The 17384-nt window shown below is 48.6% G+C and carries 13 protein-coding genes; 1 reads left to right on the forward strand and 12 read right to left on the reverse strand.

Annotation, left to right across the window (positions count from 1 at the left end):
* Positions 1–15: 15 nt before the first annotated feature.
* The 11 genes from prsK to BFC17_RS19530 form a co-directional block, all read right to left on the reverse strand.
* Complete coding sequence (gene prsK / locus BFC17_RS19480; RefSeq protein ID WP_070178184.1) at positions 16–2040, reverse strand: XrtA/PEP-CTERM system histidine kinase PrsK; 2025 nt, start codon at positions 2038–2040, stop codon at positions 16–18.
* A 127-nt stretch (positions 2041–2167) separates the two neighbouring features.
* The gene (locus tag BFC17_RS19485) at positions 2168–3292 is read right to left on the reverse strand and encodes a beta-ketoacyl-ACP synthase III (RefSeq protein WP_070178185.1); all 1125 of its coding nucleotides are present in this window, start codon (positions 3290–3292) and stop codon (positions 2168–2170) included.
* 153 nt (positions 3293–3445) lie between these two features.
* Complete coding sequence (locus BFC17_RS19490; RefSeq protein ID WP_070178186.1) at positions 3446–4492, reverse strand: protein-glutamate methylesterase/protein-glutamine glutaminase; 1047 nt, start codon at positions 4490–4492, stop codon at positions 3446–3448.
* Positions 4493–4509: 17 nt separating this feature from the next.
* The gene (cheD, locus tag BFC17_RS19495; RefSeq protein ID WP_070178187.1) at positions 4510–5103 is read right to left on the reverse strand and encodes a chemoreceptor glutamine deamidase CheD; all 594 of its coding nucleotides are present in this window, start codon (positions 5101–5103) and stop codon (positions 4510–4512) included.
* Entirely contained in the window at positions 5093–5935 is an 843-nt protein-coding gene (locus BFC17_RS19500; RefSeq protein WP_070178188.1) for a CheR family methyltransferase, read from the reverse strand. The genes cheD and BFC17_RS19500 overlap by 11 nt, the downstream gene beginning before the upstream one ends.
* 2 nt (positions 5936–5937) lie before the next feature.
* A complete protein-coding gene (locus tag BFC17_RS22965; RefSeq protein ID WP_070178189.1) occupies positions 5938–8985 on the reverse strand; it encodes a methyl-accepting chemotaxis protein in 3048 nt (1015 codons plus the stop codon).
* An 84-nt stretch (positions 8986–9069) separates the two neighbouring features.
* Positions 9070–9576: a chemotaxis protein CheW gene (locus tag BFC17_RS19510; protein WP_070178190.1), complete on the reverse strand. Its 507-nt coding sequence runs from the start codon at positions 9574–9576 to the stop codon at positions 9070–9072.
* Positions 9573–11534 carry a chemotaxis protein CheA gene (locus tag BFC17_RS19515; RefSeq protein WP_070178191.1) on the reverse strand — a complete coding sequence of 654 codons (1962 nt, stop codon included), beginning with the start codon at positions 11532–11534 and terminating at the stop codon, positions 9573–9575. The genes BFC17_RS19510 and BFC17_RS19515 overlap by 4 nt, the downstream gene beginning before the upstream one ends.
* A gap of 27 nt (positions 11535–11561) precedes the next feature.
* On the reverse strand, positions 11562–11927 hold the full coding sequence (locus BFC17_RS19520; protein ID WP_070178192.1) for a response regulator: 366 nt from the start codon (positions 11925–11927) through the stop codon (positions 11562–11564).
* Between the two features lie 27 nt (positions 11928–11954).
* A complete protein-coding gene (locus BFC17_RS22970; RefSeq protein ID WP_070178193.1) occupies positions 11955–13142 on the reverse strand; it encodes a methyl-accepting chemotaxis protein in 1188 nt (395 codons plus the stop codon).
* A gap of 462 nt (positions 13143–13604) precedes the next feature.
* Entirely contained in the window at positions 13605–15374 is a 1770-nt protein-coding gene (locus BFC17_RS19530; protein WP_229680991.1) for a choice-of-anchor I family protein, read from the reverse strand.
* 214 nt (positions 15375–15588) lie between these two features.
* Here BFC17_RS19530 and BFC17_RS19535 point away from each other — a divergent pair, with 214 nt between their 5' ends.
* On the forward strand, positions 15589–16389 hold the full coding sequence (locus tag BFC17_RS19535) for a M48 family metallopeptidase (RefSeq protein WP_070178195.1): 801 nt from the start codon (positions 15589–15591) through the stop codon (positions 16387–16389).
* Between the two features lie 56 nt (positions 16390–16445).
* Here the strand turns inward: BFC17_RS19535 and BFC17_RS19540 are convergent, their stop codons facing one another.
* Positions 16446–17285, reverse strand: coding sequence for a mechanosensitive ion channel family protein (locus BFC17_RS19540; RefSeq protein WP_070178196.1), 840 nt, complete (start codon positions 17283–17285; stop codon positions 16446–16448).
* Between the last annotated feature and the right edge of the window lie 99 nt (positions 17286–17384).

The raw sequence follows: 17384 nt of genomic DNA on the forward strand, positions 1-17384 counted from the left end.
TTTCTTTCGACGACATCACTCAACAGGAAAGCCCAGAGTAAAGCAGGTTCCAACACCCGGCTGACTTTGCACCTGCAGATATCCGCCAATCGATTCCATATAGGTTTTTGCATCGTACGCCCCTATGCCCATGCCCGCGTTACCTTTGGTGGTATCGAAGGGTTTGAACAACCGATGCTTGATAAATTCTTCGTCCATGCCTGTGCCATTGTCTTCAATAAACACAAGCTGATGACCATGCTGAGCATCCAGTACCAGCGTCACTTCAATTTCACCGTCATCAGCACACGCCTGTTGCGCGTTACTAAGAAGATGATACATCACATTCGCAAACTTATCCTGGTCAACCACTACACTGGTTTCGTCCTTCACCACCATTTGGGGGATCGGCAATAACGACTGACAGCGTTTTTCGATGACCTGTTCAATTAATGCAGACAACGTATGCGTGGCATTTGCCCCTTTCTCTTCCACCTGCTTCTCGGTGAGCTGGCGTAACATCCTGTCCATACGTGCTTTGGTATGATGCAGTGTTTCAAAGGTATCTTCAATAAATTCAGGATTTGCTTTGTGCTGTTCAGCATTACACAAGATCAGGTCGATCTGTGCCAGTACATTTTTCAGATCATGCAAAACAAAGGCTGCCATTCGGTTGAACGCCGCAAACTGGGCATTTTCAGCGAGGGATTGGGCGGCTTCATGTAAATAGATAAAATTGGCAATCTGGTTGGTCACCGCATTTAAATAATCCCGCACCTCCCAGTTAAGTGCCACCTTGGGGCGATCAACCGCACACAACAGGGCCAGCCCCCACATATTGTCGTGACGGATAAAAGGAATTATCAGCTGTAAGGTGGTGTCAGCTATTAACGCATTAGGCAAATTCAGCCCTTCGTAAACATAAGGCTTGGTGCGATATTCATCGAGGTCGATAAGCCAGCCGGTCCTTTCACAATATTCCCACAGCGGTTTTAACGTTGCTTCCACTTCATCCAGGGAGCCAAAATGATCGCTGCTGACCACATGAAAACCCGGCCCCTGTTTCTTCACCAATGCACCGCTGTCGTAATTAATAGCGCCCATTACCCCTTCCAGCGCAACATTATAAACACTGGGTAGTGACTGATCATTGGAAGAAAGAATGTTGGTTAACTTGACCCATTCCGCCCGGTAATCAAACTGATTGGCAAAAAAGTGTTTGGTAATAAATACCTTAATCCGGGTACGAAAGTTATTCGACATAAACACCGTAGCCAGCACCACCAGTGATAAGGCTACCAGAATAATCTGCACCGTTGAGCCCCAGCTCCATCCCAGGTAGCTGATGACGTACCCCATTGCTGCCATGATAAATAAATACACCCCTGCCACCAGCAGCAGCGAACTGTGCAGCACCACATCGCGGGAGATAAAAATACTCACCCCCCAGTGCTTGATGCGCCGGGTTGCGATGACCAGAAACGGTAGCATCAGCAGATAGAAATAGCCCCGGGCCGCAATAAATCCGGGCTCAATATTCGCTACCATTGTCGCGTTGGCGTAGGATACAAATTCAAACAGGTTGGTGGCACCAAGGTACAACGCCAGAGGCTTGTACGCCCATTGGTCTTTACCTACCTGGCGGTACAACACTTCCAGCAGAATAAGTCCTTCCAGGGCTATCAGCGTTTGCAGTAAAAAATGCCAGGTAATATCGACATGAATAAACCAGGGGGTCACCAGCGCAATTGCCGGCACAATAAGAGCAAACACGGTGGCGGGCTGGCGTAAAACCTGCCAGAGATTGGCAAAGTCATTTTTCAGGCAACTGGCGATAAACAGTAACCAGACACCTTGTTTGATGGTGTCTGCCTGCAATAAGTGAAACACGCTGAGCGGACCACTCAGGTAGGAAACAAAGCTTAACGACCACAACAGTGTTACCAGTGTTGCCAGGCTAAGCATGTACTTGGCCAGGCCGGGTTTACGAACCGTAAACAGCAGCAGCAACAACATCAGGTAACCCATACTATTCAGGCCATAGCCTATATCTGCAATCATTTGTTGTCCTACGGTTTGATGCCAAGCATGTAACAGGCGCGACGACCAGACAGCGTCGCGCCGGGCGGGAAATTAACCCCCTATAAAGTATGGGTATTTTCTATCACAAACTGACTGTTGCTGCCAGTTACCTTTTACGGATCACCAGACTCCCGATAGAGTAGCCGGCACCAAATGAACAGATCACGCCAACATCCTGACTGGCCAGATCCCGGTGGTGCAACGCGAACGCAATAATTGAACCGGCCGATGCTGTATTAGCGTATTCATCCAGCACAATTGGGGCTTCTTCAGCGTTAGCATCCCGCCCCAGTAATTTCTTACAAATCAGGGTGTTCATATTAATATTGGCCTGATGTAACCACCAGCGACTGACCTGCTCTGCAGCGATGTCATGCTGGGCAAGATGGGCGGTAATGTGCTCAGCAGCCATTGGACAAACTTCTTTAAACACCTTGCGGCCAGCCTGATGAAACAACTTATCCGGGCCAAAGGGATCGGTGTCATTAGCGCGACTGATATAACCAAAGTTTGAACGAATATTGTTGGAGAAAACCGTTTGAGCTTTGGTACTTAAAATATCAAAGGCGGTATCGGTATTCACCGTCGCGGCACTTTCCAGCACCGTAGCCGTTGCCACATCACCAAAAATAAAGTGACTGTCGCGATCGGTATAATTCACCTGAGGGGACACCAGTTCAGGATTTATCACCAGCACGCATCTGGCGTTGCCAGAGGCGATCATTTCCCACGCCCGGTGCATACCAAAAGTCGCGGCGGAACACGCCACCAGCATATCAAAGCCAAATCCCTCAATTTCCAGTGCCTGCTGAACCTCTATGGCGATCGCCGGGTAAGAGCGTTGGGTATAAGCACAAGAGACGATCACCGCATCAATATCGGCGGCAGTCTTATTGGCGTCCGCCATGGCCAGCCGGGCGGCTTCAATAGCGATTTCGGCCTGATTAGACAGCTCCTCCTCGCCGCGCTCAGGTATAACAGGGCGCATGCGCTCAATATCCAGCGCCCCTTCCTTACGATAGATATAGCGGCTTTTGATGCCTGAGGCCTTTTCGATAAATTCAGCGCTGGAAAACGGTTTGGCGGTTAATGTTCCGGCGTCTATTTCACTTTGATGTTGTTGATTGTAGGCCGTAGCCCACGCGTTGTAGCTGTCGACCAGCTCCTGATTGGTAATTTTATTAGGTGGTGTCCATAGGCCGACACCACTTAGTACAACATTTGCATTCATGGTTAGCTATTCTCTTTTTCAATTAACCTGTGCTCCCCGGCAACGGAATGGCAAACAGGTCTGATGAGTTTAGCTAAGCTTATACCTTTGTCGGACAAATGTCATTGACCTGAATGGCTTTCCATAACCAGCACCGGCCAAATTGCCTTGCTTTTATAAACGAGACCCCGCGCCAATCCGAACAAATTCGTCAATCAGCCTGGCGGACATCTTCTCCAGACTAACAACATGATCAGCAGCCCCCAAATCGATCGCCGCTTTGGGCATTCCAAATACCACACAGCTGTCTTTATCCTGACAAAAGGTTGATGCCCCCTCCTGCTTTAACTTCAGCATGCCAGCCGCACCATCTTTGCCCATTCCGGTAAGCAGCGTAGCCACCACGTTACTGCCTGCTGCACTGGCCAGGGAATCGAATAACTTGTCCACTGACGGTTTATGCCCGGTTACCCGCATGCCATCGTCCAGAACAATGCGATAGTCGGCACCACTGCGTTCTACCACCATATGTTTATCACCGGGGGCCAGATAGGCATAGCCCGGTAGCAATCGTTCTCCTCCTTTGGCTTCCCTAACCTGCATGGCACAGCAGCTATCCAGACGCTTGGCAAAAGTGGAGGTATAGCCCGGTGGCATATGCTGAGTAATCACCGTTGCCGGTGCATTTCCCGGCAGACCGCTCAGTACATGTTTAATGGCTTCGGTGCCGCCGGTGGACGCGCCAATTGCCAGGATTTTTTCGGTACCAGAAAACTGTACTTTAGCCGTTGAGGTTAGGGGCAGCTTACGCGGTTTACGCACGTAAGCTTTGGCCACTGTCTGGATTTTACTCACGATTAACTCGCTGTAATCTTTTATCCCCTGGGCCACGCCCAGTTTGGGCTTGGGAATAAAATCAATGGCCCCCAGTTCCAGTGATCGAAAAGTCGCATCGGCGCCTTGCTGAGTCAGAGTCGAAATCATCAGCACCGGGATCGGTTTAGCCTGCATCAGGACTTCCAAAAACCGAAGGCCATTAACCTTGGGCATTTCGATGTCCAGAGTAATCACGTCCGGCTCATATTCGAGTACCATTTTCTTTGCCACGTAGGCATCCGGCGCAGCCCCCACCAGTCGTAAACCCGGAGCCGAATCAATAATTTGCGACAGTAACTGTCGAATCAAAGCGGAATCATCAACCACTAAAACTTTTATGGTCATAAACAACCTCTGTGTAACTAACCTACTACACGACGGGAAAGACAAGAACGATGCTGCTTTTCCCGGTCAATGATAGTCGTGTTGTTTAACCGGCGAATACGTTTCATGCAAACTTCGCCGGATTGGGGTAAAAAATACACTTTCCTTGCATAATCCTGATATAAATCCCGCGCGACTATCGGGATATGGTGGGTTTCCATAAACTGCTCGATAAACCTGGCATTCTGAGACCCCACATCACACTGCTCAAAACCATCCAGCACCTTGCCACCGCCAAAAACTTTTGCTTCGTAATGGGCCGGATTCGCCCCCATGTTGTACATGGTTTCCAGTAAAGTCTGCATGGCATAAACACCATACTTGGTAAAGGTTTTGACGGTGTGTTGATCATCCCTGATCACTGCAGGCAGCATAAAGTGGTTCATTCCACCTATGCCGCTTTTGGTGTCCCTGACACAAGCGGCCACACAAGATCCCAAAGTAGTCACCAGCATTGTCTCTCCGGTGGTTACGTAATATTGCCCGGGTAACAGCTTAACTGCGGCACGTTGAAAATAGGGGTCAAAATAGGGTACTGGCACCTCATAAAGTTTCTGCGCTTCATTCGCCATTTGCTGCTTTAACCGGTCGATACAACGTTTTACCGATGGGGGTTACCAGATGACTTTGATGATTAAAGTTTTCTGAATGACCCGCTACGTACAAACCATCCGGTTTCAGCAGTCTGACCATCCGTGCCAATACTTTTAACTGCGTTTCTTTATCAAAGTAAATCATTACGTTACGGCAAAAAACAATATCGACAGGTTGGTTAAAACCCCAGTCTGCCTGGTGCAGGTTGAGCTGGCGAAACTGCACCATATCGCGTAGCTCTTTAACTACCCGAACCTTGTCAGAATTGGCGCCACGCCCCCGATGGAAAAACTGTTGACGACGAACATGAGAGATCCGTTCAATGCTTTTCAAAGGGTAAACACCCTCTCTTGCGGTTGCCAGCACATTACTGTCAATATCTGAGGCAATAATTTTCACCGGGGTTCTGAACGAACCAAAAGCTTCTGCTACAACCATGGCAATGGAGTAAGGCTCCTCACCGGTACTGCTCGCTGCACACCAGATAGTGGTGGTTTGCGGATGCGCTTGCAGATAGTCTGCCAGCGCATCAAAGTGATGAGGTTCACGGAAAAAAGAGGTCAGGTTGGTTGTTAAGGCATTGATAAACTGCTCTTGTTCCGCTTTGGATGATTCGACATAGTCGAGGTATTCTGCGAAGCTCGACAGGCCAAGCGCACGAATACGCTTTGCCAGTCGACTGTATACTAATCCGTCCTTAGCTTCGGTCAGCCTGATGCCGGCTTTTTGCATCAGGCTAGCGCGGACCTTATCGAAATCCGCACGTTTAAAAACAAACTCCCGTTCGTTTTGTATGGCCACCGCGCCCATACTTAGAACGACTCCCAATCATCTTCAGAGGAAACTGACGGCTTTAGCATGGCAGGCGGCATCTTGCTGCCATTCAGTGCAGAACCATTCAGTTTTTTCGCTGCTGGCGGCACATTAAGTGTACGTGTTGCAATAGGGGCTGCAAAGCCAACCGGCGCTGCGGCCGACGTATCCAGTTTAAAGCTTGAAACCCGATCAGACAGCTGACTGGCTTGCTGACGTAAGCTATCGGCAGCGGCAGCCGCTTCTTCCACCAGGGCCGCGTTTTGCTGGGTCATCTCGTCCATTTGTACTACCGCTTTACTGACCTCATCAATACCTGAGGCCTGTTGAACAGAAGCAGCGGCAATTTCAGACATAATATCGTTAACCCGTTTAATCGAATTAACCACATCATTCATCGTGTCACCTGAACGATTCACCAGTTCGTTACCGGTAGTAATTTTGCTGACCGAGTCAGAAATCAACTCTTTAATATCCTTGGCCGCTTCGGCAGAACGCTGAGCCAGGGTTCTGACTTCACTGGCGACCACCGCAAATCCTCTACCCTGCTCACCGGCGCGAGCGGCTTCAACTGCGGCATTCAGTGCCAGAATATTGGTTTGGAAGGCGATACCATCAATCACACCGATAATGTCAGAGATTTCCTGGGCCGACTCGTTGATAGACGACATGGTGGTGACGACCTGACGAATCATGTCTCCGCCCTGGGCTGCCACTTCACAAGCCTGCGCGGCCAGACCATTGGCCTGTTCGGCATTTTCGGCATTCAGTTTCACAGTGCCGTTGAGCTCTTCCATGCTGGACGACGTTTCTTCCAGACTCGATGCTTGCTGCTCAGTACGCGATGATAAATCAGCATTACCTGATGCAATCTCAGACGAAGCCGTGTTAATGGTTTCTACGGCGGTGTTGATCTCACCGATGGTGGAACGCATGTTAAAGATGAACTGGTTAATGGCTTCACCCAGCACCTGGAAATCACCTTCAAATTCATGCTCAATGCTACAAGTAAGATCACCCGCGGCTAACTGAGTCATCACGTTCTTGATATCCATAATGGTAGTACGCATATCTTTGATGAACTGCTCCGTGGCCTGTCCCAGTTCTTTAAAGTCACCTTCAAATTCCTGTTCGATACTGCAGTTAAGATCGCCTTTCGACAGGGAATGCATGATGTGTTTGATTTCGTTAACCGCTTTAGTACGGGCAGTAACATCAGTAGCAAACTTAACCACACGGAACGGCTTACCATTTTGATCCATAATCGGGTTATACGTGGCCTGAATAAACACTTCACGACCGCCTTTGGCAATTCGCTTAAACTCGCCGGAGGCATAAATCCCCTTGTTCAGCTTGTCCCAGAATGCGGTGTAATCGGCGCTGTTTTTGTACTCTTTTTCGACAAACAGGCTGTGGTGTTTACCCATGATTTCATCGCGACTATAACCTAAGGTAGCGCAGAAGTTTTCATTAGCGTTTAAGATCACCCCGTTCAAATCAAACTCGATAACCGCCTGAGACTTACTGATGGCGTCCAGCTGACCTTCAAAATACGCATTCTTTTGTTTTTCGGCAGTAATGTCAGTAGCGTATTTCACTACTTTAAATACTTTACCGTTCATGTCGAAAATAGGGTTGTATGAAGCCTGGATCCACACTTCTTCGTCGTTTTTGCCGATACGTTTAAATTCACCAGCGAAAAACTTACCCTTCTTCAGATCGTTCCAGAACGATTTATAGGCAGAGCTGTTTTGTTCTTTGGCTTCAACAAATAGGCGGTGATGCTGACCTTTGATCTCATCAATCGTATAACCTACTGTGTTCAGGAAGTTTTCATTGGCTGTGACAATAGTCCCGTCCGGCGTAAACTCGATGGTCGCCTGCGACTTACCAATGGCCTCTAACTGACCGGCATAGTCGGCATTTCTCAGCTTCGCTTCGGTAATATCAGAGGCATATTTAACCACTTTATAAGGCTTACCATCTAAATCCATAATGGGGTTATAGCTCGCCTGGATCCAAATTTCTTTATTGTCTTTACCAAAGCGTTGGTATTCGCCGCTAAAGAACTCACCCGCTTGCAACTTTTGCCAGAAAGTGGCGTATTCGGGGCTGTTGGCATAGTCACTGCTAACAAACTTACGGTGATGCTGGCCTTTGATTTCGGCCAGCGTATAACCCATGGCATTGAGAAAATTTTCGTTGGCGGTAAGAATGATGCCGTTCAGATCAAACTCGATGACGGCCTGCGACTTTCCAATGGCATCCAGCTGGCCACTGAAATCGGCATTACGCATTTTCTCGGCGGTAATGTCAGTAGCAAACTTAATGACCTTGGCGACTTTGCCGTTTTTGTCCAGTACCGGGTTGTAGCTGGCCTGGATCCAAATGGCATCGCCCTGTTTATCAAAACGGCAGTATTCGCCAGCGTGAAATTCGCCATTACGCAGTTTTTGCCAGAAATCCTTATACTCGCCACTACGAGCATAATTACTGTCAACAAACATGCTGTGATGCTGCCCTTTGATTTCGTCAAGGCGATAGCCCATGGCGTTTAAAAACAGTTCGTTAGCGTTCTCAATTGTGCCATCAGGGGTAAATTCGATCACCGCCTGAGAACGCTCCATGGCGGCGATTTTACCAAAAGCCAGTTGGTTTTCCTGTTCGTCAAACCATTCCAGTACATAGCTATCAATCTGACCGGTAATGCCCTGTACCGCGGTTACATTTAATTCCAGCGTGTAACTGCCAATTTGCACAGACTGTCGTTGACCCGCCGTTGCCAGCAGATTAGTTAAATCCGCTTTAATCACACTGCAGTGTTGCCCGGCCAGCAAATCTGCCTGCCATTGCCCCTGGTTGGTTTGTAACTGAGCCTGATGCAGTCTGAACAGATTACGCAGCGCCGGGTTGGTGTAGGTAATAATGCCTTCACTGTTCAGTACCATTAAAAATGAAGAACTGGCATCCAATGCCTTGTTTTGTATCAGCGCCTGCTGCTGTGCTTTCTTCAGTGCGTCTTGATTGAAAATGTTTAATACACCCATGATTTAACTCCACAATATTTTAATTGCATGCGGTCACCCACCTGGTCAACCCGCAACACGTAATTACTTAAGCCTGTCTGACCGCTAGCCAGCCAGGGACATGTTTTGGTTAGGATCGACCAGAGCTAAAGCATCACTGGTGATCAGTTTTTCGATGTTGACCAGAATGACCATAGTGTCATCCACCTCAGAAAGACCGAGCAGGTACTGACTGTCGAATGCCACACCAAACTCAGGCGGCGGCAAAATATCATCTTCAGTCAGACGCACCACGTCTGAAACACCATCAACCACCACACCGACGATGCGTTCATGCACATGCAACATGATGACGATGGTAAATTCGTTATAAGTGGCTTCACCCACGTTGAACTTGAGGCGTAAATCCACAATCGGCACGATGTCGCCGCGCAGGTTGAGAACGCCCTTGATAAAGGCCGGCGCATTGGCAATTTTGGTTGCCGCCTCGTAGCCTCGTATTTCTTTTACGGTCGTGATATCCAGTGCATAGTGCTCCTTGCCTAACACAAAACTTAAAAATTCCTTTTCGTTGGATGCCACGGGTGATTGCTGTAAGGTTGAATCGCTCATGCACACACCTCTTGTTTAATGTTTAACTGGCAGGATTGAGCCATGGAATCGACATCGATAATTAATGCCACCTTGCCATCGCCCATGATGGTTGCGCCGGCTACGCCTGCGACCTTTTTGTAATGCTTTTCTAAACTCTTAATTACCACTTGCTGCTGACCCATCAGCGCATCCACTTGCACACCCAGACGATTTTTACCGCTTTCCAGCAATACAATGATGCTCTCGGTGGGCTCCTGAATCGCGTCATCAACCTGCATCATTTGGTGCAGTGGCAACAGCGGCCAGTATTCATCGCGGATCCACAACACGTTGTCGTTGCCGATGGTCTGGATTTGCTCTGGCTTGGGCTGGAATGATTCGATGATGTTCAGCAGCGGCATAACAAAGATTTGTTTGCCCACGGTGACACACATGCCATCGACAATAGCCAGGGTCAGCGGCAGGTGAATGCTGAATGACGAGCCCCGTCCCAGGTTTGATTCGATTTCGATGCGCCCGCCGATGGACTCGATGTTACGACGCACTACGTCCATTCCCACCCCACGACCAGAAACGTCAGTCACCTCGGCGGCGGTAGAGAAACCCGGTTGGAAAATCAGTTGCCATACTTCGCTGTCAGGCATGTCCAGTGAAACCGGCAGGCCATTTTGCAGTGCTTTATCCATAATGCGTTCACGGCTAAGCCCGGCACCATCATCACTGATACTAATGATAATACTGCTGCCTTTTTGCTCGGCACTGAGAATCACCGTACCTGATGCAGGCTTACCAGCCTCAGCCCGGGTTTGGGGTGACTCGATACCGTGGTCGATACTGTTGCGAACCAGGTGAGTCAGAGGATCCACTAACTTTTCAATCAGACTCTTGTCGATTTCGGTGGCACCGCCCTCAATAACCAGTTTTACCTGCTTGCCCAGTTTTTGTGACAGGTCACGGACAACCCGGGGAAAACGGTTAAAGGTCATGTTAATCGGCAGCATACGCATCGACATCACCGATTCCTGAATCTCGCGGGTATTGCGTTGTAATTCAGCAATGGCGGCTTGCAGCAGTTCACCTGACTGTCCGTCGATATCGCGGCCAATCATGGATAACATGGACTGGGTAATAACCAGCTCCCCCACCAGATTCACCATGCCATCAATTTTGCCGGTATCTACGCGGATCGAGCCGGACTCTTTACTCTGGCTGTTGTTGTTTTTTGCCGCCGGCTTTTGCGCTGCACTTTTAATCGGGGTAACGTTAACCGGCGCCGTCTTAGCGGGTTCTGGTAAATCGACAAAGAACCCGAATCCGTCTTCCTCTGCGTCGTCTTTTTTCGCTTCTGGCGCAGGAATATCGGTAAAGAAGCCAAAGCCGTCGTCTTCTTCATCAGCTTTAACCGCTGCCGAACTTGCAGAATCTTCTGCCTCAGTGGCACCGAAGGCAAGGTCACCAAATAATGCATCTGTGGATGTTCCATCGGCCTCGGCAACAGGCTCAGGTATATCATCAAAAAAGCCAAAACCCTCATCTTCTTCGACTTCGGCTGCCTCGGCCTGCGCCAGGAGTTGTGCCTGACCATCCTGGCGCTTTAAGGTTGCTTCCAGCTTTTCAATTCCGGCAGCAATCTGCTCATCAGGCAGGGGCTGTTGTTCGCGATATGCCGTCAGGGTTGCTTTTAACGTATCAACAGTCTCTAAAAACACATCAACAATAGCAGTATCCAGGGCCATGGTCTGGTTACGCGCTCTGTCCAGCAACGTTTCCATTACATGGGTCAGCCCGGTCAACGCGTCGAAACCAAAGATTCCGCTACCGCCTTTAATGGAATGCGCCGCTCTGAAGATACTGTTCAGCTCTTCGATATCCGGATCATCCACATCGATTGTCATTAGCAGATCTTCCATTGCCTGCAGATGCTCTTCACTTTCGTCAAAGAACACGCCGTGGAACTGTTCTACGTCTATAGACATATTAACCTCTGCAACCGCTCTAAGGAGTTAGCCCAGTACCCGTTTGAGTACGTTTAATAACACGTCCGGCGAAAATGGCTTGACCATCCAGCCTGTCGCGCCTGCTGATTTACCTTTCTGTTTCATGTCATCGCTGGATTCTGTGGTCAGCACAACGATAGGGGTTTTGCTGAACTGGGCTTTAGCCCGTAATGCCTTGATAAGCGACAGCCCATCCATACGCGGCATATTCTGGTCGGTCAGAACGAAGTCGAACTGACCTGCACCACATTTGCTCAGTGCATCCTGGCCATCTTCAGCAGTGGTTACGTTGTATTGCGCTGCTTTCAACGTTGCCTCAACCATCTGGCGAATAGAAACTGAATCATCGACGACTAAAATGTTTTTACTCATGGGTAGTCCTACTTATCTCTACACTTACTAAAACAGTTCCACGTCACCGGCTTCCATTGAGGTCGCCGATACCGGGTTGTGATCCAGCTGGCCTTTTGCTATCAACTGTCCCTGATAATCTTCAATCTGAGCTTCGATGTGAGCCATGTCATGGGTTGTCAGCTGATCTTTAACCATGGAGATGATGCCGCCAGTGTGGGACAGGTTCTGACCGTTAATGTCACCAAACTGCATACCCCGTATTGCATCGCCAATGGTGCTTGAAAACTGACCGTTGAGGCTTTCCAACTGGGCCGTAATGGCCATGTCGTTATGGGCTTTCTCGGCAATACTCAGCAGTTGTGCTTTGATGTTGTCTTTTTTGCTGATGACGTTACTAACGTCCATCTCAGCAACGAAACGCGCTTCTTTTTCAAGTTTGATAATCAGGTCGCCAATCATCCCCATCTGATGGGTGATCACGCCGCTAAATTCGGTTGAGCGCGTGGAAAGCTTGCGTACTTCATCAGCAACCACGGCGAACCCACGTCCGGCGTCACCGGCACGGGCGGCTTCGATGGCGGCATTGAGGGCCAGCAGGTTGGTTTGCGAAGAAATCGCATCAATATCGCTCAGCGCTTTTTGTACCGTTGGCATGGCTTCGCAAATATTATTGACCTGAGCCATCAGTGACTGGGTAGAGGTACTCATTTGTTCGCTGGTATCAATGAAGGACATCAGCGTTTGATCGGTTTCTTCAACGAACTGCTGAAGTTTTACCGCATAAATTTCGTCGCTGTCAGCGTCTGCTTTCAGCAGTGCAAATGTCAGCTGGTTTTGTTCTTCAACTAATGAACGTAGCGAAGCAAATGCGGTGGACAGGGTTTCTACCGCATCATCCTGCGTCGATTTTATACCCTGGATGTTAACTTCACATTCCGACAGCAGCTCTGCCAGTGAGTCGTGAATACGACGCATACGGTCCGGCACTTGCGATGGTGGTTCTTTTGATTTGAGTTCGGCCGCCAGAGAAAGCTCGGCGCATTGCAATTCTTGCTGATCACGGGCGGTTCTGGCTATAGAGGCCATCACTGCTACAGATAAAACAGTCAGTGACACAGCGGTTTGTTGTGTGTAAGCAGCCACCCAGGCAGCAACAAGTACCAGTATCAAAGACCAAAACCAACCCCCTTTAAACGAAAGCGGGTGCTTCAACGAACTAACGAACTCTGCCATAACTACCTCAGATAATGCCCATAGCAAAAAGCAAAGCTCCATTTGCTTAACAAAACTTAAACAAACACATCACAAAATAATTATGACCATAATCCGAACTTTCGCCAAAAAAACTTTTGCGCACTTTGTTGCGTTTATTTGTTTAATGACATTTGCGACAAGAGTGATATTAACGGCAGTCCATATTGCTTAGCAAGCACATTTTTTAATCAGCCAGAATGGTTTCCAGGCAGGTTAAAAAAAAGAATCTTAGAATCAGTAGATTAGTCGAAAAGGTTGAGTCTGAAGGTAGACTAAAGAATAAGTCGAATTATCGCGGGGACAACGTGTGATGGCCGCTTCACGGCAAAAACGGAGCGAATTTAAAATAAAATAAACTGGTCTTAACAGCAAAAAAGACAGAGGAAATAGCCGGGCCCGGTCAAGTGTCGGGCCTGGCTGAGATCGGGTTAAAAATGCAGATTACTTTTGGGTAATTGAGTAAACCGCAACCGTGCCACTCACCTCATTGCCCACAATTAATACTGGCGAACCAGTCGGGCTGTTTTCAGCGCTAACAAACAACAGGCTTTCTGGAGCCAGATCGCCAATTGCATCACCCACGGCAAGGCCTTCAGTCACATCGCGATTATTAATGTATTCAACAAAATACGCCTCATATGGATTGGAGATGTCGTAAACAAAGATACCGCCCATGCGCTCAAGACCTATAAAGGCATAAGTGTGGTCGCCAATCTGACCAACGGTCAGCGCTTCGGGTTCTGGGCCTTTATTTTCTGAACGAGAATCTCCTTCGTTTTCATCGTCACCGTTATTAAACGCCGCGCCGTAGATAGAAGCGGTGATACGCTCAAAATCATCACCAGAGTCAAACACCACCAGGCCGTTTTGATCCCAGATAGTGAAAGAACGAGCGCCATAGCTATAGGCCGCGTCGTACAAACCGTTGCCATCGGCATCACCTAAAGCGTTAGTCACACGCAGGTCGTCAGCACCGCCATTGGCTTGTAGCGCTTCCAGCAATGAGCCTGGTTCGGCATCCAGCTTTTTCAGCTTAACTTCTTCGGTGAAAGCCAGACACTCACCGTCGTCCCAGTCCTGACCACCTGCCGCGGTGCAATCAGCTTCGCTCATATTGTCAGAAATAAAATATTCACGGGCATCACCTTCGTTAGCTGTGAGCAGGAAATCAGCCCCTTTCCAGCTAAACATGGCAATGGTGTCAGGCATATAGACACCATAAAGGCCTTCGTACTGGCCGAAGCTCACAGCACCATCTTCTTCTGCGTCAATGTTTAAGCCGGCCCAGTCTTTAAAGCCTAAACCCACCACGCTCATTTCCATGGTATTCAGATCAATGACGGCGACGCCATTATTTTCCTGCAAAGTAACATAAGCCATATCATTGCTGGCGGTGATGTACTCAGGCTCCAGATCCTGAGCCACAGAAGTGCTGATTAGGGTACCGTTAATTGTACGCCCTGCCGGATTGGGGAAATGCATGCCCATTGCCATCAGTTCGGCCTTTTGCGCATTAAACGCGGTAAAGTCCAGCAGCGTTGCACTATCGGCTGGTACGCCATCAGTAACGGCGATCACAGCCACTGAACCTTCCGGATCTATGGTATAGTCACCACCTGGTTCGCCCTCGTTGGCCACTAACACTTTGCTGCCATCCGGCGTAAAGGTCACCATATCCGGCAGATTGCCCACTTCTACGGCTTTGAGGAATGTGGGTGCAATGCCTGAAACATTACTGTAAAACAGCACGTAGCCATTGTCTGCCTTGGCATCTGCTGGTACAGCAACGGCCAGTAAATCACCGGACAACGCAATGCTGGTGAGGCCGTCTAACGCCACCCCGTTAACATCAGCGGGTAATGTCACTTCGCTACCAACCGTCAGATTCAGATCCGTAACAGGACTATCCAGTGGTGTGTTAGTCAGATCGTTAATGTCAACGAGAGCCACGGTGTTGGCGTCACTGTTAGTCACATAGATAGTGCCGGTTGCAACATCAAACTGCACGATTTCAGCCGCGCCTTCCGCTTCCAGTGAACCACGACCAATAATGGCAAGCTCTACACCGCTTACGGCATCGGCACCGGCCGCGCCGGTTTCACCTTGTGGGCCCTGTGCACCATCCAGACCATCAGCGCCATCATCACCGTCCAGGCTACACCCGGTTAGCAGACCAGCGATACTTAAGGCCAGAAGACTCGTTTTAAACATTGACGCTCTCATTGCATTTCCTTTCTTACAGTTAATTGAAGTATGCTTAGCAAAAGACGCTCACCGATCTGAAAAGTAAGCAATTCAGGGTGTTAATCTTGTGTAAACTAGTGAGCGTAGAAAAATCAAATGACGCTTTCATGTCTTTGGGATGACAAATAGATGAATCCCATCAGACTAATTTGCTGGTAAAAAGGAAAAAGGAATCAGTACCATGAAGTTTTCAGCTTACGTTATGGCAATGACGCTCGCCGCGAGCGCGGTAGTGGGTTGTGCAACCTCACCGACAGGACGCAATCAATTGTTATTGTTTAGTAGCAGTCAATTGGATGAAATGGGCGCGCAGGCTTTTGACGGCATGAAAAGTGAAACGCCGGTGTCAAAACAGCCCGCGCAAAATCAGTATGTTCAGTGCGTAGCCGATGCATTACTGCCCTATGTACCCGCAGGCGTTTATTCCGGCGACTGGGAAGTGGTGGTGTTTAATGATGAACAGGTAAATGCTTTTGCCTTACCCGGTGGTAAAATTGGCGTTTACACCGGCCTGCTCAATGTAGCCACAAACGAACATCAGCTGGCCGCGGTAATTGGCCATGAAATTGGCCACGTCATCGCCCAGCACGGTAACGAACGGATGTCTCAGTCGACCCTTATTCAAACCGGTTCACAGGTGGTCAATCAGGTGTTAGCCTCAAATCAGGTGCCTTATAATGCTGAAATTATGGGCGCGCTGGGCGTAGGTTTACAGCTGGGCGTACAACTGCCTTTCAGCCGCTCCCATGAGTCTGAGGCTGATGTCATTGGTTTACAACTGATGGCAAAAGCGGGGTTTGATCCACGCCAGTCGGTGGCTTTATGGCGTAATATGGAAGCTGCCAGCGGTGGTGACCGTCCAATGGAAATCCTGTCTACTCACCCGGCGCCGGACAGTCGTATTAACAACCTGCAAGCCAATATGGATGCAGCGTTGGCCGACTACCAGGCCGCGCCTAACAAACCAGCTTGCCGACCTTAATCCGCAGGCAAAAAAAACGGCTCTTTTATGAGCCGTTTTTTGTTTCCGATTGACGATTAGTCTTTTTTCTCGGTGTTATCCGCTTCTTTGAAGAAATGCACATCCATTTGTGGATAAGGGATGCTGATGCCTTCTTCGTCAAAACGCAGCTTTACTGCTTCGGTAAACGCCAGTCTAACCGGCAGATTATCTGAGGCCTTAACCCAGGGACGAACAGTAAAATTAACTGAGCTGTCACCCAGTTCGGCAACGCCAATCAGACATTCCGGCTCTTTTAAGATGCGTTCTTCTGCATCCACCAGCTCACGCAAAATTCGCTTGGCTTTAAGCAAGTCATCGTCGTAGCCAATACCAAAGGTCATATCGCAACGACGGGTATCTTTGGCGGAGAAGTTTACGATGTTATCACTATAAATTTTACCGTTAGGAATAATGATTTCTTTATTGTCCAGTGACGTCATTGTAGTCGTGAAAATACCAATATTCTGCACCGTGCCTTCCGTGCCAGCAGCCTGTACATAGTTACCTTTGGTAAATGGTTTAAAGACCAGCAGCATTACGCCTGCAGCAAAGTTTTTCAGTGAATCCTGCAGAGATAAACCGATGGCCAGGCCGGCAGCACCTACAATAGCAACCAGTGAAGTCGTGTCTACCTGTAACTGATCCAGTGATGCCACAATAACAAACAACATTAGTACGGCCGATAAAATAGACTCAACAAAATTTATCAGCATTTCATCGTACTTGGATTTCGCCATCACACGACGGAAAATCGACAGCAGTAAGCTAACGACGATTCGGCCCACGATAAAAATGACAATTGCCATTACGATGTTAATACCCCACGGAATCGCGTAGGTATTGATATACATTTCAATATCTTCTTGGCTAAACATATTTTTATTCCTTTAGTATTTATTGTGTTGATAAGTTACCAGTCATACCGCAAACGACGCAACAGAATTGCTGTTCGGAGTTAAAAATTCATTAAGTTG

It is taken from the genome of Marisediminitalea lipolytica (genome assembly GCF_001758465.1).
GTDB lineage: Bacteria > Pseudomonadota > Gammaproteobacteria > Enterobacterales > Alteromonadaceae > Alteromonas > Alteromonas lipolytica.